This is a genomic window from Lichenibacterium minor, assembly GCF_004137685.1.
Classification (GTDB): Bacteria; Pseudomonadota; Alphaproteobacteria; order Rhizobiales; family Beijerinckiaceae; genus Lichenihabitans; species Lichenihabitans minor.
Window position 1 is genome coordinate 24254 of sequence record NZ_QYBB01000004.1, and the last position, 21803, is coordinate 46056.

A 21803-nucleotide genomic window follows, 5' to 3' on the forward strand; every position below is an offset into this window, starting at 1 on the left:
TCGCGCTCCCCCGTGCCACGCCGCGATGATGGTGCAGCGCAGTCCCGTGTCAAAGAAAAAGGCGGCCCGGGGGGCCGCCTTTCGTTCCGTTCCGGCGCTGAAAGCTCAGCGCTTGGAGAACTGGAAGGACTTGCGGGCCTTCTTGTGGCCGTACTTCTTGCGCTCGACCACGCGGCTGTCGCGGGTGAGGAAGCCTTCGCGCTTCAGCGTGGAGCGCAGCTCCGGCTCGAAGTAGGTCAGGGCCTTGGACAGGCCGTGGCGCACGGCGCCGGCTTGGCCGGACAGCCCGCCGCCCGCCACCGTGACGGTGAGGTCGTACTGGTTCGCGCGGCCCACGATGCCGAGCGGCTGCTGCACGATCATGCGCAGCACCGGACGGGCGAAGTAGACGTCGAAGGCGCGGGCGTTGACGGTGATCTTGCCCGAGCCGGGCTTGATCCACACGCGGGCCACGGCGTCCTTGCGCTTGCCGGTCGCGTAGGCGCGGCCCTGGGCGTCGAGCTTCTGGACGTGGACGGGGGCGTCGGGCTGGGCCGAGGCGTTGATGTTGGCGAGGTCCTGCAGGGACGAGAGGGTCTCGGCCATCAGTGGCTCCTGGAATTCTTGGAGTTCATGGCGGCGACGTCGAGCGCCACCGGGGCCTGGGCCTCGTGGGGATGCTCGGCGCCCTTGTAGACGCGGAGGTTGCCGAGCTGCTTGCGGCCCAGCGGGCCGCGGGGGAGCATGCGCTCCACGGCCTTCTCGACGACGCGCTCGGGGAAGCGGCCGTCGAGGATGAACTTCGCGGTGCGCTCCTTGATGCCACCCGGATAGCCGGTGTGGTGGTAGTACACCTTCTGTTCCTTCTTGCGGCCGGTGAACACGACCTTGTCGGCGTTCACGACCACGATGTTGTCGCCATCGTCCATATGGGGCGTGAAGGACGGCTTGTGCTTGCCGCGCAGGCGCAGCGCGATGATGGACGCGAGACGGCCGACGACGAGGCCGGTGGCGTCGATCACGACCCACTGCTTCTCGATCTCGGCCGTCTTGGTCGAATGAGTCTTGCCAAACATGAGGTTTAGGGTTCCGTAACGGGAGAGGCGACCATCCCGAGGGAGGCCGCCGCTGACGGTGCTTCTACGCAAGCGGCGATGCGCCGTCAACGCGTCCGGAACCGAAACGGGCAGAAAAACATAGGCTTGGCGCCTGCGGTATCGAGATACCGCAGGCGTCGCCGGGAGGAACGCCTTGCACCACGACCGTTATCCCGATGACCTGGTGGCTTCCGTGCTGGAGCGCACGCGATCCGTAGCCCTGGTCGGCGCTTCGGCCGATCCGGCGCGGCCGTCGCACGGCGTGATGGCGTGGTGGATCGCCCGCGGCGCGGAGGTCCATCCCGTCAACCCGGGGCTCGCCGGCGGCACGATCCTGGGGCGGCGCGTCGCCGCCGCGCTGGCCGACGTGCCGGGCGAGATCGACCTCGTCGACGTGTTCCGCCGGGCGGACGCCGCCGGCGCCGTGGTGGACGAGGCTCTGGCGCTGTCGCCCCTGCCCCGAACGGTGTGGATGCAGCTCGGCGTGCGCGACGATGCCGCGGCGGCCCGGGCCGAAGCGGCCGGCGTCACGGTGATCATGGACAGGTGCCCGAAGATCGAGGCGGCACGCCTCGACGGCGCCCGATGAAGGAGGGGATCACGATGTCGGACGCCGCCGCCCGCTGGACCGAGACCGACGTCCCGGCCCGCCTCGACCGCCTGCCCTGGAGCCGCTGGCACTGGCTCGTCGTCGTGGCGCTGGGCATCACCTGGGTGCTCGACGGGCTCGAAGTGACGCTCGCCGGCTCGGTCGCGGGCGTCCTGAAGGACAAGGGCAGCCTCGGGCTGAGCGACGCGGAGGTGGGCTTCACGGCCGCCGCCTACCTCGCCGGCGCGGTGCTGGGGGCGCTCGTGTTCGGCTACCTCACCGACAGGCTCGGCCGGAAGAAGCTCTTCACCGTCACGCTGCTGCTGTACCTCGCCGCCACCCTGGCGACGGCCTTCTCGTGGAACCTCGGCTCCCTGCTGGTCTTCCGCTTCCTCACCGGGGCGGGCATCGGCGGCGAATATTCGGCCATCAACTCGGCGATCGACGAGCTCATCCCGGCCCGCGTGCGGGGCCGCGTCGACCTCATCATCAACTCGACCTTCTGGCTCGGTGCTGCGCTCGGCGCCGCGGCCTCGATCCTGCTGCTCGACCCGGCGTATTTCCCCGTCGACCGCGGCTGGCGCTACGCCTTCGGCATCGGCGCGCTGCTCGGCCTCGGCATCATCTTCCTGCGCCATTGGGTTCCGGAAAGCCCCCGCTGGCTCATGACCCACGGCCGCAACGACGAAGCGGAACGGATCGTCGGCGAGATCGAGGAGCAGGTGAGCGACCACCCCGACATGCTGGCGCCCGTCACGGAAACGTCGAGCATCCGCGTGCGGAACACGACGCCGTGGGGCGAGATCTGGCATGCCATCGCGCACGAGCACCGGTCGCGGTCGCTGCTCGGCCTATCGCTGATGGTGGCGCAGGCCTTCTTCTACAATGCGATCTTCTTCACCTACGCGCTGGTGCTCGGCACCTTCTACGGCGTCGCGCCGGGGCAGACCGGCCTGTACCTGTTCCCCTTCGCGATCGGCAACTTCATCGGCCCGCTGGTGATCGGCCGGCTGTTCGACACGGTCGGCCGCAAACCCATGATCGTGCTCACCTATGCGACTGCGGGCATCCTGCTCGCCGCCAGCGGCTGGCTGTTCCGCGAAGGGCTGCTGACCGCCACCACGCAGGTGCTGTGCTGGACGGCGATCTTCTTCATCGCCTCGTCGGCGGCCAGCGCGGCCTACCTCACGGTGAGCGAGATCTTCCCGCTGGAGATCCGCGGCATGGCCATCGCGGTCTTCTACGCGGCGGGGACGCTGGTGGGCGGCGTCGGCGCCCCGGCGCTCTACGGGGCGCTGATCGGCGCGGGCTCGCGCGAGCCGCTATTCTGGGGCTACGTCGGCGGCGGCGTGCTGATGGTGCTGGCCGCGGGCGTCGAAGCGCTCATCGGCGTCAAGGCGGAAGGGCAGTCGCTGGAATCGATTACTAAGCCGCTGTCGGCGCGCTGAGGGTCGAAGCCCGGACGCCGGGGCGAAGGGCGGCCGCGAACGGCGCGGCCGCGCCGGTCAGGCCCCGGCGGACGCCCGGACGACGCGCAACGCCGGCGCGCTCAAGCGCCGGCGGTGCAGCACCGCCGTGGCCAGCACCACCATGGCGAAGCCCTGGTGGAGCAGCGCGGCCCACAGCGGCACGACGAGCAACAGCGTCGTGATGCCGATGGCGGCCTGCATCAGCACGGCCGCGACCAGCAGCCCGGCGCGCCGGGACACGCCCGTGCGGGGCGCACCGCTCCAAGCGTCCGCGGCGTGGAACAGCGCCAGGATGAGCACCGCATAGGCGACGGTGCGGTGGTCGAACTGCACCGTCGTGACGTTCTCGAACAGGTTCGACCAGGACGGGGACTGGCGCGCGAGGTCGGCCAGCGGCGGCACCAGGTGCCCGTCCATCAGCGGCCACGTGTTGTAGACCAGGCCGGCGTGGAGCCCCGCCACGAAGGCGCCGAGCCCGATCTGCAGCAGCACGAGCCAGACCAACGCGGTCGCGGTGCGGCGCAAGCGGTCCAGGGCCGGGGTTTGGCGGCCGGCGGGCGCGCGTCGCAGCCCTTCGGCCAGCCAGATCGCCCACACGAAGGCCAGGGACGCCGTCACGAGGTGGAGGGCCAGGAAATATTGCGACACGTCCGTGCGGGCGCTCAGGCCCGACTTCACCATGAACCAGCCGATGACGCCCTGGACGCCGCCGAGCAGGAACAGGCCGACGAGCCTGGGCTTCAGCGCCGGGGTCAGGCGGCCGGTGAGCCAGAAGAAGGCGAGCGGCAGCAGCACCAGCGAGCCCACGATCCGCCCGAGCAGGCGATGCGCCCATTCCCAATAGTAGATCGACTTGAAGCCCGACAGCGTCATGTCCGGGTTCAGCAGCGCGTATTGCGGGATCTGCTTGTAGCGGTCGAACTCGGCCGCCCAGGCGGCCTCGCCCAGCGGCGGCAGGGCGCCCATCACGGGTTTCCATTCGGTGATCGACAGGCCCGACTGCGTGAGGCGCGTGGCGCCGCCCACCACCACCATGGCGAAGATGCAGCCCGCCACGACCCAGAGCCACGCCCGCAGCGGCGCGAGCGATCGCGCGCGGCTGGCGGCCGGCGCGTCGGAAGCGGGGCGGAGCGCGACGGGAGCCGGCGCGGTGCGGGCTTGTGGGATCGACATGGGACGGCTTACACCTGACGGGATACGCCCCGGATGTAGGCGTCCGGGGCGGGGCGAACCACGCGCACCCTGTCGCATCGGCCCGCTCCGGCGGCACTGATACTCTTCCGGGGCGGGGACACAAGGCTCCGGACCAGGACGGGAAACGCCATGAGCCGACGCTTCCGCAAGTTCATCGGCGCCGGCGCCATGCTGGCCTTCGTCATGATCTACGCCGTATGCGCCATGGTGGCGGCGGAGGCCAACGCCATCCGCACCGCGCCCGGGCCCGTCCAGGCCGTGATCTTCGCCGCGCTGGGCCTCGCCTGGATCCTGCCGCTGCTGCCGCTCATCGCCTGGATGGAGCGGCCGGACCCGGAGCCGGACGCCCCGTCGCGCGTCAGGCCACGTTGACGCGGCGGCCGCGGTTCCACAACGCGAAGGCGGCGCCGGACAGCAGCACCTCGAAGTGTCTGAGGTCCTGCCACAGCCCGTTGACGGACACGCGCGGCAGCGCGGTGAGGTGCGCAGCGTGCCCGGCGTGGACCAGGCCGGGACGGGTCGTCACCGCGCTGGCATAGCCGAAGGCTTTCGCGGCGTCGAACTCGCGGCGGCCGGCCGAGCCGGGATCGCCGACCGGATAGGCGAGGTGCACCACCGGCCTGCCGAGCCGCTCCTCGAGGATCGTCTTCGCGGCGCCGAGTTCGGTCCGCATGTCGGCGATGTCGAGCCGCGCCAGCCGCGGGTGGGTCAGGGTGTGGGCGCCGATCGTCGCGAGCGGATGGCGGGCGAGGCTCTCGATCTCCGGCCAGTCCATGCAGCGGTCCTCGACGAGCCCGCGCCCGTCGATCCCCTGCCCCTGCGCCAGGGCGCCCACCGCGGCGAGCAGCCGGTCTTCGGCTCCGCCCCGCAGCGGCCAATACACCGCCTTGAAGGCGGCCCGCTTCTCCGCCGCCGTCCCGGCCGGCAGCGACAGGGTTTCGCCGTCGAGCTGCAGAGCGACGCGCGACCCGCGCCGAACCGCTTCCTCGAGCTCCACCCACCAGAGCCGCGCCGTGCGGTCCGCGAAGCCCGACGTGACGTAGACGGTGAACGGCGCCCGGTGCTTCTCCAGCACCGGCAGGGCGTGGACGAGGTTGTCGCGGTAGCCGTCGTCGAAGGTCAGCACCGCGAAGGGCGGCGCGCCCGCGGTCCCGCCGGCGCGCAGCTCGTCGACCGCCTGGTCGATCGACAGCATGCGGTAGCCGAGCGCCCTCACCCGCGTCAAAGCGGCATCCAGGAAAGCCGGCGTGATCTCCAGCATGCCGTTGGGGTCGAACGCGCGGGACACGCCCGGGCGCACGTGGTGGAACATCAGGATGGCGCCGAGCCCGCGGAAGCGCGGTGCGGCCCAGCGGTGCAGCCCCGTGGCGCCCAGGGCCGAGAAGCCCGCACCGATGATCCTGTCGCGCATGGCCCGCCCAACCCGCCGTTTACCCAACCCGGCGTTTATCAGCGAGCGCTTGCGACTTCCTTGCTATCATCCTCACTGCATTCCCGGGGACGGGACCGAGCGTCGTCGGAGACCCTACCCCTATGTCGCATGTCGCGTCGCCCTTGCGCCCGGCCCTCGGCGGCATCGCGCCGTTCCCCACGGGATCCCGCTCCATCGTGCCAAGCCGACCCTTCGCCAGCGTCGAGGTCCACGCCCGTCCCCGGGCCGTGATCGACGACTGGAGCGCCCTCGCCGCGGCGGCGGGCTCGCCCTACCAGTCGCCCGGCTGGGTCCTGCCCTGGATCGAGACCGTCGGAGCCGCGTCGGGCGTGACGCCGTTCGTCGTCGTGGCGCGGGACGCCGACGGCCGCGCCGTGGCGCTCCTGCCCCTCGGGCTCCATCGCAGGGGCGGCCTCACGGTGGCGTCGTTCCTGGGTGCCAAGGACAGCAACTTCAACATGGGCCTGTTCGCGCCGGGGCCGAGCTGGACGGCCGACGCGATCCGCGCGCTGCTCCTCGACAGCGCTGCGGGCGAGTCGGGGATCGACCTGTTCGCGTTGCGCAACCAGCCCCTCGCCTGGGAAGGCACGGCCAATCCGTTGGCGGCCCTGCCGCAGCAGCCGAGCCCGAGCTTCGCCTACAAGGCGACGCTGGAGCCCGACGCCGACGCCTTCCTGCGCGGGCGCCTGTCGCGCGACACGCGCAAGAAGGTCCGGCAGAAGTTGAACCGGCTGCGCGCACTCGGCCCCGTGTCCCTGGCCGAAGCCCGCACGCGGGGCGAAGCGGCGGACCTGCTCGACGCCTTCACGACGCAGCGCAGGCTGCGCAACGTGGCCTCCGGCATCCCCACCGACGAGCTGGCGGGCCTGCGCGGGTTTCTCGACCGCACGGTCGGGGCGGATGGACCGGTCACGCTCTACGGCCTTCGGTGCGGCGATCGCATCGTGGCGACGCTGGCCGGCACGCGGGCGCAGAACCGCTTCTGCGGCATGCTGACCTCGTTCGACGCCGATCCCGAGATCGCCCGCACGAGCCCGGGCGAGCTCCTGCTGTCCGAGGTGATCAAGGTCCATTGCGCGGCGGGATACACGACCTTCGACCTCGGCGTCGGCGAAGCGCGCTACAAGGAAAGCTACTGCCCCGAGGTCGAGCCGCTGTTCGACAGCCTCGTGGGCGTGACGCCGCGCGGGCGCGCCTTCGCCTGGGCGGAAGCCGGCCGGCTGCACGTCAAGCGGACCATCAAGCAATCCAGCTGGGCGTGGCCGCTGGCGCAGCGCCTCCGCCGCCTCCGCTGAACCGCCGAGGGCCGGCCCGCGCCGAGCGGCGCCGGCCCCGAGGCGGATCCCCGCGCGCCACGAGCACCGCTCCAGGCCGGGAATGAGCCATCCGGCGTCGTCCGGCAGTGCCGCACGGCACCACGAAGGCCGGCGCCGCCCGGACGGGACAAAGCGACGGAGACGCTGATGCGTTCCCGTCGCGCTTCCGTCAGGCCGCGCGCCGGACGGCGGCGCGCGGCTCCAGCGCCGCGGCCGGCACGCCGTGGACGATCGCCGGTCCGCCGGCGCGCGACACGGCGGCGCGCGCTTCGTCCAGGTCGGCCGCACCGGCCTCGGGTCCGTGGACCATCACGACGGCATCGCAGTCGGGCGCGAGGCGCAGCGTCACGGGATCGGACGCCCCCGGCGCGTGCAGCACGACGTAGTCGTAGGTTTCCCCGAGCGCGTCGAGCACGAGGCCCACCGCGTCGAAGGCTTCGGCGGTGCCCGCCAGGGCGCCCGTGGGCACCACGTGGAGCCGGGACTGGCTGTCGCGGTGGATGACTTCTGCGAAGCTCGCGCCGCCCGCCAACAGCTCGCCAAGGCCGAGCGGCGCGGCGTCGGTCGCGCCGTAGCTGTCGAGCGACAGGTGGCGCGGCTGAACGGCGGGCCGGCCGGCGTTGCAATCCACCAAGATGGTGCGCCCCTCGGCGCAGAGCCGGCGCGCGAGGGCGATCACGGCGGCGGGCGCCTCGGTGCCGGCCGCGGACGGCACCACGAGGGCGCGGGCGGCGTGGTTCTGCGCCCGGCATCCGCGCAGCGCTTCGAGGGCGGCCTGCAGGCTCGCCTCGCCCGACGCTTCCCGGGCGGCCTCGGTGACGACCGGCCTGCCCTCCCGGACGGCCGTGGCGACCGTCGGCGACTCCGTCTCGCCCTCCTCGAAGGCGCGCCCGGACAGGAGCTCGCGCGACACCAGGACGCCCAGCGACAGCACGAGGCCCGCGATGGTCGCGATGGCGATGATCGGCACCTTCTTGGGGAAGGACGGAAGCTGCGGCGGCACGGCGCGCGAGATCACGCGCGCGTCGGCGGGCGTCGAGGCGGCGTTCTCGCGGGCGACGGCTTCCTGGTATTTCGCGGTGTTGAACTCGAGCTGGTCCTTCAGAAGGCGGGCCTGCGAGTCGAGCCCGTTGAGGCGCACCTGATCGACGCCGGCCGTGCCGACGGTCTTCTTCTGGGCGTCCAGGGCGGCCAGGAGGTTCTCGACCCGTCCGGCCGCGATGTGGCCGTCGTTCTCCAGCGTCCGCGCCATCTTCTCGCCCGCGGTGCGGAGCTGGGCGTCGACGTCCGCCATCTGGGCGTTCAGCTCCTGCATGTGCGGGTGCCCGGGCAGCAGGGTGCGGGTCTGCAGGGCGATCTCGGCCTTCAGGGTCGCGCGCTGCTCCGACAGGCGGCGGATGAACTCGTTGTTGGCGACGTCGGGGATCTCGCCGACGCGGTTCTGCGCGATCATCGCCTTGATGACCTTGGCCTTCGCCTGGGAGTCGGCCTGGGCGGTGCGGGCCTGGGCGAGCTGGGTGTTCAGGTCGCCGAGCTGCTGGGTGGAGATGTTGGCGTTGTTGGAGCCCTGCAGCAGGCCCGACTGCGTGCGGTAGGCGTCGGCCTTGGCTTCCGCGTCGGCGACGCGGCCGCGCAGGTCCGTGACCAGCGACGCCAGCGACGCCGCGGCAGAGCTGGCGCTGTCGCGCTTGGCGGCGGACTGCGCCTCGATGAAGAGCTCCGCCACCGTATTGGCGGCCCGCGCGGCGAGGTCGGGGTCCGTGGCGGTGAACTCCACCGCGATGACGCGCGACTTCGGCACCGAATACACGGTCAGCCGGTCGTAGTAGTTGGACAGGATGCGGTCCTCGGGCGAGGTCGCGGTGGGGTCGCGCTCCAGGCCGAGCAGGATCGCGATGCGGGACAGGACGCCGACGCCCTTGGCCAGGGGATCGAACTCGGCGTTGCCCTTGAGATCCAGCCTGCGGATCGCCCGGCGGGCTATGTCCCGCGACTGGATGAGCTGGATCTGGCTCTGCACCGTTTCATCGTCGGGCAGCGTGGTGGCGAGCTGGTCCGAGCGGTCGGGGCGGGTGAAGTAGTTCTCGCCGTTCTCCACCAGCACCTTCGATTCGGCGGTGTAGCGCGGCGACACCAGCGACACGAACAGCAGCGCGCCGACGAAGCAGGCCAGTGCCGGCCCGAGGATCCACCACCGCCGGGCGGAGATCGCGCGGCCGAGCGCACCCACGTCGAGCTCGCGCCCCACGGGCGGCGACGCCGCACGCCCCTCGTCCAACTCGCTCCGCATCGACATCGCCGACCCTCGATCACGCGCAGGGTTCCAGCGCGATCCCGCCGCGCCCGTGATGGCCGGCGGAAGTCGTGAACCCGTGGACCGCAGTCAACACCATCAGGGTTCACAACCGATTAAATGGGTCGGGGGCCCGTTAAGGCCGATGCGGAGCGCTGGCGGCGGCGAGCACGATCCGCGCCGCTTCCGCGCTCGGGGTCGAGCCCGGGGCGATGCGCATCGCGCCGTCGAGGCGCGCGAAGGCGGCCAGTTGCGCGGCGCGCGCCGGCGTGTCCCCCATCAGCGGCAGGACGGCCGCCGCGAGGGCTTCGGCGGTGCAGGCACCCTGGAGGAACTCCGGGAAGGCGTTGTCGCCGAGGATGAGGTTCGGCAGCACGATCGACGGCACCTTGACGACGAAGCGCAGCCAGGTTTCCAGGGGCGACACCCGGTAGGCCACCGCCATGGGCACGCCCGACAGGGCCAGCTCCAGCGTGACTGTGCCCGAAGCCGCCAACGCCGCGCGGGCGGAGCGAAAGGCGGCGAGCTTCGCGGCCTCGCCCATGACCAGGCGGGGCGCCACCGGCCAGGACCGGACGCGGGCGCGGATCTCGTCCGCGCGGTCGGCGACGGCCGGCAGCACCACGTCGAGACCGGGCACGCGCTCCGCCACGAGGCCCACCGCGTCCCCGAACACCGCCGTGAGGCGCTGGATCTCGGACCGGCGCGAGCCCGGCAGCACCAGCAGCGTCGGGCGCGACCGGGCGGCGGCTTCAGCGGCGTCGGGCCGGAGCGCGTCGAGGCGTTCGATCAGCGGATGACCCACGTAGGTGCAGGGCGGGCCGCCCAACCGCAGGTGCGCGGCGGGCTCGAAGGGCAGGAGCGCCAGGAGATGGTCGACGTAGGCCCGCATGGCGGGCGCGCGGCCCGGACGCCAGGCCCAGACCGTGGGGCTGACGTAGTCCACCACGGGGATCCCCGGCGCCGAAGCCCGGACGCGCTTGGCGACGCGGTGGGTGAAGTCCGGGCTGTCGACGATCACCAGAACGTCGGGCTTCGCCGCCACGGCGGCGTCGGCCGTGTCGCGGATGCGCCGCAGCAGCTGCGGCAGCCGCGCCACCACGGGCACGAACCCCATCACGGCGATGTCGGACAGCGGGAACAGCGACGACAGGCCTTCGCCCGCCATCGCGTCGCCGCCCACCCCCGCGACGCTCACGCCGGGGGCGCGCTCGCGCAGGGCGCGGATCAGGCCGGCACCGAGGTGGTCGCCGGAATGTTCGCCCGCCACGATGAAGACGCGCGGCGCGCGGCCCGCGTCGGCGGACGTCACCGCGCCGGCCTCACGGCAGGTCGCGGCCGTCGCGCGGGACGCAGATGGCCCGCTCGCCGCCGTCGCGCAGGAAGGCCAGCACCTCGTCGGCCTGCGGGTGGCCGCCGAACTCGGCCGCCACCGCCTCGGTGCGCTCGCGCAGGGTGCCGGCGCCCGAGAACAGCAGCTTGTAGGCGCGGCGCAGCTCGTGGATGGCTTCGCGCGAGAAGCCGCGGCGCTTCAAGCCGACGACGTTCAGGCCGGCGAGGTGGGCACGGTTGCCCAGCGCGATGCCGTAGGGGATCACGTCGTGCTCGACGCCGGCGAGGCCGCCGACGAAGCTGTGCCGGCCGAGGCGCACGAACTGGTGCACGGCGGCGCCCCCGCCCAGGATCGCGTTGTCGCCCACCGTGCAATGGCCGGCGAGCATGACGTTGTTGGAGAAGATGACCTCGTCGCCGACCCGGCAGTCGTGCGCCACGTGGCTCTGCGCCAGGAACACGCTGCGGTCGCCGACGCTGGTCAGGAGCCCGCCCGCCGCCGTGCCGGGGTTCATGGTCACGCCTTCGCGGATCATGCAGTCCCGGCCGATGCGCAGCTCCGAGGTTTCGCCGCGGAACTTCAGGTCCTGCGGCTCGTGCCCCAGCGACGCGAAGGGGAACACGCGCGTGCCGTCGCCGATCGTCGTGTGGCCCGCCACGGCGACGTGGGACACGAGGCGCACGCCTTCGCCCAACACCACGTCCGGCCCGACCGTGCAGAAGGGACCGATGTGGACCCCGCGCCCGAGCCGGGCGGCATGCGCCACGACGGCGGACGGGTGGATGTGGGGACCGGCATCGTGGTCCCGCATGTCGTCCTCAGACATCGGCGTCTCCCCGGCGCAGCGGTTCCCCGGACCTGTCGGACGGGCGGCCCGTCACTCCATCACCAGCATGGCGCTGAGCTCGGCCTCGCACACCAGGACGCCGTCGACCTTGGCCTCGCCCTTGTACCACCACATGTTGCGGCGGCGGTTCAGCTTGCGCAGGTGGAACTCGACCCGGTCGCCCGGCACGACGGGCTTCCTGAACTTGGCCTTGTCGATCGTCATGAAATACACGAGCCGCGGCTTGTCGAGCTTCTGCGCATGGACGCAGAGCGCGCCCGCCGTCTGGGCCATGCCCTCGATGAGCAGCACGCCGGGCATCACCGGACGGCCGGGAAAATGGCCCTGGAACTGCGGCTCGTTGAAGGTGACGTTCTTGATGCCGACGCAGGACTCGTCGCCGTCCATCGCGTCGATGCGGTCGACCAGCAGGAACGGGTAGCGGTGCGGCAGGTATTCCAACAGTTTCAGGATGTCGACGGAGTCGAGCCCCGTCCGCGCCGTTTCATCCATCCGCCGTCCCCGGTCCTGTTCACGCGAGCCGCGCGGCTCCCCCGGGCGATGTCGCACACCTGCCCGGCGAGGCCAAGCCTGCACGTCGCACGGGCCCGTCCGCGCGGGTGCCGCCGCCGCCCGAGCGACGCGCGGCCCGCTCAGTCGGCGGCAGGCCCGGCGCGCCGCGCGAGGCGGCGCAGCGTCGCCTGGAGTCGGAACTCGTCGCGCGCCGCCTGGGCCGGGATGCCGAACCAGCGCTGTCCCGCCGGGATGTCGTTCATCACGCCGGACTTGGCGCCCACCTGGGCGCCCGTGCCGATCGTCAGGTGGCCGGCGAGGCCCGCCTGGCCGGCGGTGACGACGTAGTCGCCGAGCGTCGTCGACCCCGAGATGCCCGTCTGCGAGACGATGACGCAATGGCGCCCGATCGACACGTTGTGGCCGATCTGCACGAGGTTGTCGATCTTGGTGCCCTCGCCCACCACCGTGTCGCGGTTGGAACCGCGGTCGATCGCCGTGTTGGCGCCGACCTCCACGTCGTCCTGCAGCACCACCCTGCCGATCTGCGGCACCTTGAGGTGCCCGCCGGGCCCCATGGCGAAGCCGAAGCCGTCCTGGCCGATGCGGACCCCGGCATGGAGGATAACGCGGTCGCCCACGAGGGCGTGCACCACCGTGGCGTTGGACCCGACGGAACAGTTGCGCCCGATGCGGACATCCGGGCCGATGACGGCATGGGGGCCGATCACCGTGCCGGAGCCGATCTCGGCGCGGGGTCCGATCACGGCCCCCGGATCCACCGTGACGCCGGCCTCGAGCCGCGCCTCGGGATGCACCGTGGAGCTCGGCGACACGCCGACGGTGCCGAAGAGCGAGCCCGGCCGCAGCGCGTCCGGGTAGATGCGGCCCGCGACGGCCGCGACGGCGCGATAGGGCTCCCGGGCCACGAGCGCCACGGTGCCGGCCGGCACGGCGTCGGCGTGGCGCGCCGGCACCAGGCAGGCGGCCGCGCGGGTTTCCGCCAAGGCGGCAGCGTAGCGGGGATTGTCGAGGAAGGTGAGCTGGCCGGGGCCGGCGAGGTCGAGCGGCGCCACGCCCGTGATCACGACGGCGAGGTCGGCGCCCTCGGGCGCGGTGGCGCCCGTCCACAGGACCACCTCGGCCAGGGTGGGGGCCGCCGCGGGACGGAAGAACACGGGAGAACTCATGGCATCCTGCGGCTCGGCCGCGGTCTGTGCGGCCCTGGCGTATGTCATGCCCCGGATGGATTACGCCAGGGCAAACACGCGCGGCTGTTCACGGACCCGGCGCGCGCGCGTCGCCGCCCGAGCCGGGTCCGCAAACGAAAACTGCGGGCACGAGGCCCGCAGTGTCCTGTCGGCGACGGGACGTCGGATCAGAAGGAGGTGCCGCCCGAGAAGCGGAACGCCTGCGTCACGTCGTATTTGTCCTTGGTCGTCGCGTAGGCGTAGTCGAAGCGCAGCGGCCCGAGGGGCGAGGCCCACAGGATCGAGGCGCCCACGGCGGAGCGGATCGCCGAGGAGTCCCGCACCTGGACGCAGGTGCCCTGGGTGTAGCTCGGGGCCACGCCGCCCTGGACGCAAGCGCCGCCGCCCGGGGTGAAGTTCGTCTTGCCCTCGTAGCCGAACAGGGTGCCGGCGTCGGCGAACACCGCGCCGCGCAGGCCGAGGTCCCGCGGCAGGTAGGGGATGGCGAACTGGGTTTCGAGCGAGGCGCCGAAGTAGGTGGAGCCGCCCAGCGGGTTGTACTTGTAGGCCGCGAGGTTCGAGATGTCGCGCGGGCCGATGCCGGACGGCGCGAAGCCGCGGACGAGCGTCGGGCCGAGCTGGAACTCGTCGGCGATGCGGAGCTGGCTTTCGCTGCCGAAGCCGGTGATCTGGCCGCCCTGCAGATGCAGGATGCCGACCACGTCGTCGATGATCCCGTGATAGTAGCGCAGGTCGCCCGAGGTGCGGACGAACTGGGAATCGCCGCCCAGGCCCGCGACGTCGTTGCGGAGCTCGATGAACAGGCCCTGGGTGGGATCCTTGCGGTTGTCCAGCGTCGTGTAGTCGAGCGTGAAGCCGGCGAGCGAGGTCAGGGTCGAGCCCTGCGCCTGCTTGATGGCGAGCGACGCTTCACCGTTGGTGAGGCAGTTGTTGTCCAGCGTCGGCGGGGTGCCGCCGAGCACGCCCACGCCGGGGGTGACGCCGTTCACCGGGAAGCTGCAATCGTTGTAGGGATAGCTGGTCGTGTCGGGGATGTTGATGCGGGTGTTGTAGATCGAATAATGCGGCGAGATCGAGAACTCGTCCGTCACCGGCACGCCGAGACGGAGCGTGCCGCCTGTCACGAAGGTGCGGTAATCCGTGTAGGCCGTGTTGTCGTTCTGCTTGGCGAAGATGTCGAAGCCGGCGGCGATGCGGGTGTCGAGGATGTAGGGTTCGGTGAAGGAGAAATCGATGCCGCGGGCGTTCTGGCCCTCCTGGATGGCGACCTTCACGAACTGGCCGCGCCCGAGGAAGTTGGACTCCGAGACCGACAGCTCGGCGATGAAGCCGTCCGAGGTGGAATAGCCACCGGACACGCCGAACGAACCGGTGGGCTGGTCCTCCACGTTGACGTCGACGACGACGCGGTCCGGCGAAGAACCCGGCTCGTTGGTGATCTTGACCTTCTTGAAGAAGCCCAGGCTGTTCAGGCGGCGTTCCGCCTTGTCGATCAGCACCTTGTTGTAGGGGTCGCCTTCGCCGATGTCGAACTCGCGGCGGATCACGTAGTCGCGGGTGCGGGTGTTGCCGCGCACGTTGATGCGCTCGATGTAGACGCGCGGACCTTCGTCGATGTTGAAGCCGATCGACACGGTGTGGTTGGCGTTGTCGCGGTCGCCGCGGGGCTTCACCTCGGCGAAGGCGAAGCCGCGGCGCGCGACCTCGCGGGTGAGCGCTTCGACCGACTTCTGCACCGCGTCGCCGTCGTAGGTGTCGCCGGTGCCGAGCTTCAGGAAGGGCAGCAGCGAGTCGTTCGACACGCCGGGGATCTGGGAATCGACCCTCACCGCCGCGACGGTGTACTGGGCACCCTCCTCGACCGTGATGAGGATGTTGTAGCCGCCGTCCTCGGCGTCGAACTTCACGTCCGTCCCGACGACGCGGAAGTCCGCATAGCCGTTCTTGAGGTAGAAGCGGCGGATCAGGTCCTCGTCCGAGGAGATCTTCTCGGGATCGTAGACGTCGGTCGTTTTGAGGAACGAGATGAGGTTCATCTCGGTCGTGGTCATGATGCCGCGCAGCTTGCGCGACGAATAAGCGTGGTTGCCGGCGAACTCGACCGACTTGACGCCGGTCTTCGAGCCCTCGTCGATGGTGAAGACGACGTCGAGGCGGCCGTTGGGCAGGTCGACGGTGCGGCTCGTCACCTTGGCATTGCCGTTGCCGGAGCGGCGGTAGATTTCCTGGATGCGCTGCACGTCGGCGGCCACGAGGGAGGCCGAGTAGGGGCCACGGGTCTTCGACGAGATCTCGGTCTCGAGCTGCTCGGACTTGACCTTCTTGTTGCCCTCGAAGGCGACGCGGTTGATCACGCCGTTCTCGGCCACGTGGACGATGATGCGGCCGCCGTCACGGCTGACGCGCACGTCCGAGAACAGCCCGGTCGCGTAGAGCGCCCGGACGGCGTCGTTGACCTTGCCCTCGTCGGTGCCCTGGAAATAGGTGCGGATCGTGTCGGAGTCGACGCGGTGGTTCCCCTCGACGGCGATGCTGGACGCGGGAACGGCGGCTTGAGCGAAGGAGTTGGGGCCAAATACGCAGGCCGCCAAGCAGAGGGCGAAGGCCAACCTGGTCAGAAAGCCTCGAAGAAAACGCATCGGCGATCGATCCCTGCACAGCCGTGGGCGGCGACGCCGTCCCGTCCGACTCACCCCCGGAAGGGCGTCTTTTGGTCAGTACCCGAGTCTGCGAACAGGCTCCAGCGTCCCCTTTTCCGGGAATTTCGCTTCTACAAGGTTTACGGCGCGCGGAGAACCGCGGCTCGGAACCCCTTCCCCGCTTTATCGAAAAACGTTGCAAGGGCGACACGGCGACGGAGCCCCGCCTCTCGTGCGACGGGCGCCCGGAGGCCGGGCGCCCGTGAAACGTTGAGGCGGAAAGGCGGCGGCCCGGCGGCCGTACCGCATCAACCGCGGGTGATGTGGGCGATGTCGTTGTAGGTCGCGAAGATCATCAGCATGGCCACGAGGGCCAGGCCGACCTTGAAGCCGAACTCCTGGGCGCCGAGGCTCATCGGCCGGCCGCGCAGGGCTTCGAAGGCGAAGTACAGGAGATGGCCGCCGTCGAGCAGCGGCACCGGCACGAGGTTGATGAGGCCGATGGAGACCGACAGGATGGCGATGAGGTTGAACAGCGGGCCGATCCCGATCCGCGCCACCTGCCCGGCCACGCCGGCGACCCCGATGGGCCCCGACAGCTGGTCGGGCTTCTCCCGGCCCAGCACGAGGCCGCCCACGTAGCTCGCCGTCCGGTCGATCACGAACCAGGTATCCCCGGCCGCCTCCGACACGGCCGCGCCGAGGCTCATGCGCTCGTTGCGGACGTCGGCGGGATCCGTCGAGGCGGCGACGCCGAGGACGCCGATGGACGACGTTCCGACCGGCCCCTTCACGTCGCGGCGATCGGGGGTCGCCGTCAGGGCGATGGGACGGCCGCCGCGCTCGACCTCGAAGGCGAGCGGCACGCCGCTCGACGCGCTGACGATCTTCTGCATGTCGACGAAGCTGGCGACCGGGCGACCGTCGATGGAGGCGACGACGTCGCCCGCGGCGAAGCCCGCCCTGGCGGCGGCGCTGTCGGCCACCACCGAGGCGACGCGCGGCAGCAGGATCGAGCGGCCCTCGACGTAGAAGATGCCCGTCATGATGACGAGGGCCAGGAGGAAGTTGGCGAGCGGCCCGGCCGCCACCACGGCGGCGCGCTCCCACACGGGCTGCGCCCCGAACGTGGTGGCGCGCTCGGCGTCCGACATGGCCGAGGTGGCCTCGCCGGTGCTGGCCGGGTTGATGTCGCCGTGGAACTTGACGTAGCCGCCGAGCGGTATCGCGGCCAGGCGCCACCGCGTGCCGTGCCGGTCCACCCGGGCGAAAAGTTCGGGCCCGAAACCGATCGAGAAGGCATCCACCTTCACGCCGCACCAGCGCCCGACCAGGAAGTGGCCCATCTCGTGAAAGAACACCACGACCGTCATCACGAAGACGAAGGGTACGATCGTGTAGAGGACCGAGGACACGGGCCCGAAAAACGACATCGATGACTCCCTGCACCCCATTCCGCCGATGCGCCGCGGGGGCGGTCGCGACCGGCCGGAATGGTTACCAGAGCGTTACTGTCTCATTTCGAAGGCTTCAATGTAAGAGAGCAGCAGCCCTTTCTCTCGCGACATGGTCAACGGCGAGCGCCTCGTCGACGTCGGTCGGCGTCGGGGCGAGGCCTTCGGCGACCGCCGCCTCGCAGGTGGCTTCCACGATGCGCACGATGTCGGAGAAGCCGATGCGGCGCGCCACGAAGGCTTCCACCGCCACCTCGTTGGCGGCGTTGAAGACGGTCGGGAGGCCTCCGCCCGTCTTCAACGCAGCGAGCGCCACACCGAGTCCCGGGAAGCGGGCGAGATCGGGCGCCTCGAAGGTCAGGGTGCCCACGGCCGCGAGGTCGAGCTTGCGGGCGCCGCTCTCGATCCGGCGGGGATAGGTCAGGCAGTGGGCGATCGGCACGCGCATGTCGGGCAGCGCCATCCCGGCCGTCACCGAGCCGTCGGCGAAGGACACGAGGCCGTGCACAACCGACTGCGGATGCACCACGACGTCGAGCTTCTCGGCCGGCACGCCGAAGAGGTGGTGCGCTTCGATGACCTCCAGCCCCTTGTTGATGAGGCCGGCCGAGTCGATCGTCACCTTGGGCCCCATGGCCCAGTTGGGGTGGGCCAGGGCCTGGTCGAGCGTCGCGGACGCGATGCGCTCCGCCGACCAGTCGCGGAACGGGCCCCCCGAGGCGGTCAGGGTCATGCGCTCGATCGTCGACCAGTCGGCGTCGCCCAGCGCCTGGAAGATGGCGTTGTGCTCGCTGTCGAGCGGCAGGAGCTTCGCCCCGTGGCGCTCGGCCGCCGCCATCACGGCGGCGCCCGCGCAGACCAGCGTTTCCTTGTTGGCAAGCGCGATGGTGCGCCCCGCCCGGATGGCCGAGAACGTCGGGCGCATGCCGGCCGTGCCGGCGATGGCGCCGACCACGAGATCGCAGGGGCGGCGCGCCGCCTCCTCCACGGCCTCGGGCCCGGCCGCGCAGGCGATGCCGGTGCCCGACAGGGCCGCCTTCAGCGCGGCGTAGCCGGACGGATCCGCCAGCGCGGCGAACTGCGCCCCGAGGGCGATCGCGGTCTTCGCCAGGGCGGCGGCGTCGCGCCCCCCCGCGACGGCCGCGACCGTGAAGGCGCGGGGATGGAGGGCGAGGATCTGCGCCGTCGAGCGGCCGATCGAGCCCGTGGCGCCGAGGATCACCAGCGTCTTGGGGGCGGCATCGTCCGGTATCGTGCCGGCGTGAGGGTGTTGCGGCGCGTCGCGGCCCGAAGTCATGCTCGTCCTCACCATTGCAGCAGCCCCGCCCCGACCCCGTCGGGCCCGAAGCGCCAAAGGCCGACGGCCGCCGCCAGGGCGGAAGCCGCGATGAAACCGTCGAGGCGGTCCATGACGCCGCCGTGGCCCGGGATCAGCGATCCCGCGTCCTTCGCGCCGCACCGGCGTTTCAAGGACGATTCGAAGAGGTCGCCCGCCTGGGCCAGCGCGCCGCCGACGAGGCCGGCGGCGAACACCAGGGTCGCCTCGACGGGGCGCGGCGCCACGGCCAATCCGAGCAGCGCGCCGGAGCCGACGCCGACGACGAACCCCGACCAGGTCTTCGACGGCGACAGGCGGGGTGCGAGCTTGGGGCCGCGCAGGGCCCGGCCGCCGAAGAAGGCCAGCGTGTCGGTGCCCCACACGACGGCGAAGAGCCAGAACACGATCGCGGCCCCGTCGAGGGCGGAATGGCGCAGGACGGGCGTCGCGACGGCGAGCACGCCGGCGTAGAGCGGGCCCAGGGCGGCCAAGCCGCGCCGCGCGCCGCGCGCCAGCAGCAGCGTCACGGCGGAGCCGAGCAGCAGCGCCAGGACGGCGCGGCCGGGATCGCCGCGCGCAGCCAGCGCGGCCGCGACCGCCAGGGCCGCCCCGCCGAGCAGGGTCAGGGGTCCGCGGCGCGGCGCGGCGACGAGGCCGTGCCATTCCCACAGCACCGCAAGCGCGGCGGCGAACCAGAACAGGTCGAAGGCCGGCCCTCCCGCCCAGGCGAGCGCCAGGGCGACCGCGGCCAGCACGACGGCCGACAGGACGCGCGGAAGGAGTTCGACCCGCCCCCCGATCCGCGCCGGCAGTGGCGCCGTCCGGTCGCGCCCGGGGCCCGCATTCGTCATAGGGCGGTCTTGACCTTGCGTTCGAGCTCGGCGGGGCGGATGCCGCCGAAGCGGCGGTCCCGCGCCGTGTAGGCTTCGAGCGCGGCTTCCATGGCGGTGCGGTCGAAGTCCGGCCAATGGCAGGGCAGGAACACGAATTCCGCGTAGGCGGCCTGCCACATCAGGAAGTTCGACAGGCGCTGCTCGCCCGAGGTGCGGATGATGAGGTCGGGATCGGGGATCCCGGCCGTGTCGAGATGGGTCGACACGGTGTCGGGGCCGATGGTGGCGGGATCGATGGCCCCCGAGGCCACGCCTTCGGCGATGCGCCGCATGGCCCCGGCGATCTCCTGGCGGCTGCCGTAGTTGAAGGCGACCACGAGCACCAGCCCGTCGTTCGCGGCGGTGAGGATCTCCGCCTCGTCGAGCAGCGCCCGGATATCCGGCATCAGGCGCACGCGCTCGCCGATGATGCGCACCCGCACTCCGTTGCGGTGCAGGTCGGCCAGGTCCTTCCGGATGAAGCGCTTGAGCAGCCCCATCAGGTCGGTCACCTCCTCGATGGGGCGCGTCCAGTTCTCGGACGAGAAGCTGTACACGGTGAGGTAGCGCACGCCGAGGTCGGACGCGGACTTCACGGCGGCGCGAAGGGCGTCGACGCCACGGCGATGGCCTTCGAGGCGCGGCAGGCCGCGGGCCGCGGCCCAGCGGCCGTTGCCGTCCATGATGATGCCGACGTGGGCCGGGATGGGACGGGGCTCCGCCACCCGGGCTCCGGGTCCCCTTCGGCCGTCGTCACCCTCAATCATCTGCATCTTGGCTGTCCGCAGCATCCGGCCGCCGTCCATCAGGCCCATCGTCGCGAGCCTAGACCTGCATGATCTCTTTTTCCTTGGCCTCGACGGTCGCGTCGACCTCGTTGACGTGAGCGTCGGTGACCTTCTGCACCTCGGCGGACAGGCGCTTCTCGTCGTCCTCGGAGATCGTCCGGTCCTTCAGGAGCTTCTTCAGGCGGTCGATGCCGTCGCGGCGGACGTGGCGCACCGCGACCTTGCCTTCCTCGCCGTATTTATGGGCGTATTTCACCATCTCCTTGCGGCGCTGCTCGTTGAGCTCCGGGATGCGGATGCGCAGGAGCTGGCCCTCGACGGTCGGGCTGAGGCCGAGGTTGGCGTCGCGGATGGCCTTCTCGACGGCGCTGACCATGCCCTTGTCCCACACCTGCACGGCGAGGGCGCGGGGCTCCGGCACCGTGATGCTGGCGACTTGGTTGAGCGGCATCGTTTGCCCGTAGGCGTGGACCATCACCGGCTCGACCAGGGCCGCGCTGGCGCGCCCCGTGCGCAGGCCGGCCAACTCGTGCTTCAGAGACTGGATCGCGCTCTGCATGCGGCGTTTCAGGTCGGCGACGTCGAAATCTGCGCTCACGATGACAAGTCCGTTCTTGAATCAGCGTCGCGCCCCGGGGCGCGCCCCGGGCGACGAAGCGCCCTCCCTTAACATGCACGGCGATTCCCGCGCACGTTCAATCGCCACGACCGCGCGAAGTTTGCGGCCCCGTCCCGTCAAGCCCGGCGCGTCACGGCGTCACGAGCGTGAAGGTGCCGCTGCCTTCCAGCGCGGCGCGGATCGCCCCCTCCACCGCGATGGAGAAGACGATGATGGGGATGCGGTTCTCGCGCGCCAGGGCGAAGGCCGCGGTGTCCATCACGGCGAGGTTCTTGGTGATCGCCTCGTCGTGGGTCAGCTGGGCGAAGCGCGTGGCGCTCGGATCCCGCTTGGGGTCGGCCGAATACACGCCGTCCACCTGGGTGGCCTTCATCACGGCGTCGCAGGACAGTTCCGCGGCCCGCAGCACCGCGCCGGTGTCGGTGGTGAAGAACGGGTTGCCGGTGCCGCCGGCCAGCACGCAGATGCGGCCCTTGCCGAGGTGGTGCAGCGCGGCCTGGCGCGAATAGGGCTGGCATACTGAGGGCATGGGCACGGCCGACAGGGCGCGGGCGGGATAGCCCTCGGCCTCGATGGCGGCCTCGATGGCCAGCGCGTTCATCACGGTCGCGAGCATGCCGATCGAATCGGCGCGGGCCCGCTCGATGCCCTTGGTGGCGCCCTGGATGCCGCGGAAGAAGTTGCCGCCGCCCACCACCACGGCGATCTCGGTGCCGCTGTCGGACGCCGCCACCAGATCGGCCGCGATGCGCTGGACGGTGCCGGCGTTGAGCCCGTGAGTGTCGCCCCCGGTCAGGGCCTCGCCCGACAGCTTGACGACGACCCGCCTGAACATTCCCGCGCCGTGGTCCGCGTTCATCG

20 protein-coding genes are annotated in these 21803 nt (G+C 71.4%); 4 read left to right on the forward strand and 16 right to left on the reverse strand.

Translation table 11 applies throughout. From position 1 onward, the window contains the following. Window positions 1-105: 105 nt before the first annotated feature. On the reverse strand, window positions 106-585 hold the full coding sequence (gene rpsI, locus D3273_RS05400) for a 30S ribosomal protein S9 (RefSeq protein ID WP_129224291.1): 480 nt from the start codon (window positions 583-585) through the stop codon (window positions 106-108). Then, window positions 585-1055, reverse strand: a complete 471-nt coding sequence (gene rplM / locus D3273_RS05405) for a 50S ribosomal protein L13 (RefSeq protein ID WP_129224293.1) — start codon at window positions 1053-1055, stop codon at window positions 585-587. Before rplM ends, rpsI begins: the two co-directional genes overlap by 1 nt. A gap of 175 nt (window positions 1056-1230) precedes the next feature. On the opposite strand from rplM, the gene D3273_RS05410 reads away from it, so the two are divergent. Then, window positions 1231-1665, forward strand: a complete 435-nt coding sequence (locus tag D3273_RS05410) for a CoA-binding protein (RefSeq protein WP_129224295.1) — start codon at window positions 1231-1233, stop codon at window positions 1663-1665. 14 nt (window positions 1666-1679) lie between these two features. After that, window positions 1680-3113 (forward strand): MFS transporter, encoded by a 1434-nt coding sequence (locus tag D3273_RS05415; RefSeq protein WP_129224297.1) that lies wholly within the window; start codon window positions 1680-1682, stop codon window positions 3111-3113. A 57-nt stretch (window positions 3114-3170) separates the two neighbouring features. On the opposite strand, the gene D3273_RS05420 is transcribed toward D3273_RS05415, so the two are convergent. Beyond that, window positions 3171-4307 (reverse strand): COX15/CtaA family protein, encoded by a 1137-nt coding sequence (locus tag D3273_RS05420; protein ID WP_129224299.1) that lies wholly within the window; start codon window positions 4305-4307, stop codon window positions 3171-3173. Between the two features lie 150 nt (window positions 4308-4457). Here D3273_RS05420 and D3273_RS05425 point away from each other — a divergent pair, with 150 nt between their 5' ends. Next, the gene (locus tag D3273_RS05425; protein ID WP_129224301.1) at window positions 4458-4700 is read left to right on the forward strand and encodes a DUF2842 domain-containing protein; all 243 of its coding nucleotides are present in this window, start codon (window positions 4458-4460) and stop codon (window positions 4698-4700) included. Here D3273_RS05425 and D3273_RS05430 read toward each other — a convergent pair. Further along, window positions 4687-5739: a polysaccharide deacetylase family protein gene (locus D3273_RS05430; protein ID WP_129224303.1), complete on the reverse strand. Its 1053-nt coding sequence runs from the start codon at window positions 5737-5739 to the stop codon at window positions 4687-4689. The two genes, D3273_RS05425 and D3273_RS05430, sit on opposite strands and share 14 nt — an antisense overlap. A gap of 122 nt (window positions 5740-5861) precedes the next feature. On the opposite strand from D3273_RS05430, the gene D3273_RS05435 reads away from it, so the two are divergent. After that, a complete protein-coding gene (locus D3273_RS05435) occupies window positions 5862-7055 on the forward strand; it encodes a GNAT family N-acetyltransferase (protein WP_129224305.1) in 1194 nt (397 codons plus the stop codon). A 190-nt stretch (window positions 7056-7245) separates the two neighbouring features. Here D3273_RS05435 and D3273_RS05440 read toward each other — a convergent pair whose 3' ends face one another. The 12 genes from D3273_RS05440 to pyrH all read right to left on the reverse strand — a co-directional run bounded on the left by D3273_RS05440 (window position 7246) and on the right by pyrH (window position 21801). Further along, window positions 7246-9372, reverse strand: a complete 2127-nt coding sequence (locus D3273_RS05440; RefSeq protein ID WP_245501007.1) for a GumC family protein — start codon at window positions 9370-9372, stop codon at window positions 7246-7248. A gap of 133 nt (window positions 9373-9505) precedes the next feature. Next, the gene (lpxB, locus tag D3273_RS05445) at window positions 9506-10681 is read right to left on the reverse strand and encodes a lipid-A-disaccharide synthase (protein ID WP_245501008.1); all 1176 of its coding nucleotides are present in this window, start codon (window positions 10679-10681) and stop codon (window positions 9506-9508) included. A 10-nt stretch (window positions 10682-10691) separates the two neighbouring features. Beyond that, complete coding sequence (gene lpxA / locus D3273_RS05450; RefSeq protein ID WP_245501009.1) at window positions 10692-11528, reverse strand: acyl-ACP--UDP-N-acetylglucosamine O-acyltransferase; 837 nt, start codon at window positions 11526-11528, stop codon at window positions 10692-10694. Between the two features lie 51 nt (window positions 11529-11579). Beyond that, window positions 11580-12041 (reverse strand): 3-hydroxyacyl-ACP dehydratase FabZ, encoded by a 462-nt coding sequence (fabZ, locus tag D3273_RS05455; RefSeq protein ID WP_129224307.1) that lies wholly within the window; start codon window positions 12039-12041, stop codon window positions 11580-11582. Window positions 12042-12181: 140 nt separating this feature from the next. Then, on the reverse strand, window positions 12182-13231 hold the full coding sequence (gene lpxD / locus D3273_RS05460) for a UDP-3-O-(3-hydroxymyristoyl)glucosamine N-acyltransferase (RefSeq protein ID WP_129224309.1): 1050 nt from the start codon (window positions 13229-13231) through the stop codon (window positions 12182-12184). Window positions 13232-13419: 188 nt separating this feature from the next. Continuing rightward, the gene (gene bamA, locus D3273_RS05465; RefSeq protein ID WP_129224311.1) at window positions 13420-15891 is read right to left on the reverse strand and encodes an outer membrane protein assembly factor BamA; all 2472 of its coding nucleotides are present in this window, start codon (window positions 15889-15891) and stop codon (window positions 13420-13422) included. 308 nt (window positions 15892-16199) lie between these two features. Continuing rightward, the gene (locus D3273_RS05470; RefSeq protein ID WP_129224313.1) at window positions 16200-17324 is read right to left on the reverse strand and encodes a M50 family metallopeptidase; all 1125 of its coding nucleotides are present in this window, start codon (window positions 17322-17324) and stop codon (window positions 16200-16202) included. Window positions 17325-17421: 97 nt separating this feature from the next. Next, the gene (gene dxr / locus D3273_RS05475) at window positions 17422-18642 is read right to left on the reverse strand and encodes a 1-deoxy-D-xylulose-5-phosphate reductoisomerase (protein ID WP_129224315.1); all 1221 of its coding nucleotides are present in this window, start codon (window positions 18640-18642) and stop codon (window positions 17422-17424) included. 8 nt (window positions 18643-18650) lie between these two features. Beyond that, window positions 18651-19514 carry a phosphatidate cytidylyltransferase gene (locus D3273_RS05480; RefSeq protein ID WP_129224317.1) on the reverse strand — a complete coding sequence of 288 codons (864 nt, stop codon included), beginning with the start codon at window positions 19512-19514 and terminating at the stop codon, window positions 18651-18653. After that, window positions 19511-20302, reverse strand: coding sequence for an isoprenyl transferase (locus D3273_RS05485; protein WP_129224601.1), 792 nt, complete (start codon window positions 20300-20302; stop codon window positions 19511-19513). Before D3273_RS05485 ends, D3273_RS05480 begins: the two co-directional genes overlap by 4 nt. A gap of 58 nt (window positions 20303-20360) precedes the next feature. Further along, window positions 20361-20921: a ribosome recycling factor gene (gene frr / locus D3273_RS05490; RefSeq protein ID WP_129224318.1), complete on the reverse strand. Its 561-nt coding sequence runs from the start codon at window positions 20919-20921 to the stop codon at window positions 20361-20363. A gap of 151 nt (window positions 20922-21072) precedes the next feature. After that, complete coding sequence (pyrH, locus tag D3273_RS05495; protein ID WP_129224320.1) at window positions 21073-21801, reverse strand: UMP kinase; 729 nt, start codon at window positions 21799-21801, stop codon at window positions 21073-21075. Window positions 21802-21803 lie beyond the last annotated feature (2 nt).